This window comes from Caulobacter sp. Root487D2Y (assembly GCF_001427165.1).
GTDB lineage: Bacteria > Pseudomonadota > Alphaproteobacteria > Caulobacterales > Caulobacteraceae > Caulobacter.
The window spans coordinates 493,076-493,756 of the sequence record NZ_LMFD01000009.1; the positions used below are offsets into that span (position 1 = coordinate 493,076).

The 681-nt window shown below is 72.0% G+C and carries 1 protein-coding gene; it reads right to left on the minus strand.

All coding sequences use genetic code 11. From position 1 onward, the window contains the following. Nucleotides 1-372 (minus strand): hypothetical protein (locus ASD38_RS24575; RefSeq protein ID WP_235523806.1); only part of this gene is annotated, 372 nt, incomplete at both ends. Between the last annotated feature and the right edge of the window lie 309 nt (nt 373-681).

Below are 681 nucleotides of genomic sequence, written 5' to 3' on the forward strand. Positions count from 1 at the left end.
ACCGTCGAGATCGACCAGGGCGGCGGTGTCGGCCGTCAGGATCTGGTTCTCGGTGGTCGTGCCGGTGACGCTGACGCCGCCGGTCGGGGCGTCGTTGACGTTGGCGATGGCGGCGGTGGCCGAGCTGGTCGCCGACTCGGCGAARCCCTGCTGGTCGGTGTAGCTGACCACCACCCGGACCGTGCCGCCCACGTCGGAGTCGCCCAGGGTGTAGGTCGCCTGATCGGCCGCGCCGATGCTGACGAAGCCCGAACCGGTGTTGCGCTGCCAGTCGTAGTGCAGCGTGCYCAGRCCGTCGACGTCGGCCAGGGTCGAGACCGCCGTCAGGACCTGGTCCTCGGTCGGCGTGCCGGTGATGCTGGCGCCGCCGGTNTGGTAGTGCAGCGTGCCCAGGCCGTCGACGTCGGCCAGGGTCGAGACCGCCGTCAGGACCTGGTCCTCGGTCGGCGTGCCGGTGATGCTGGCGCCGCCGGTCGGGGCGTCGTTGACCGCGGCGATCGACGCGGTGGCCGAGCTGGTCACCGCCTCGGCCGTGCCCTGCTGGTCGGTGTAGCTGACCACCACCCGGACCGTGCCGCCSACRTCGGGGTCGCCCAGGGTGTAGGTCGCCTGATCGGCCGCGCCGATGCTGACGAAGCCCGAACCGGTGTTGCGCTGCCAGTCGTAGTGCAGCGTGCCCAG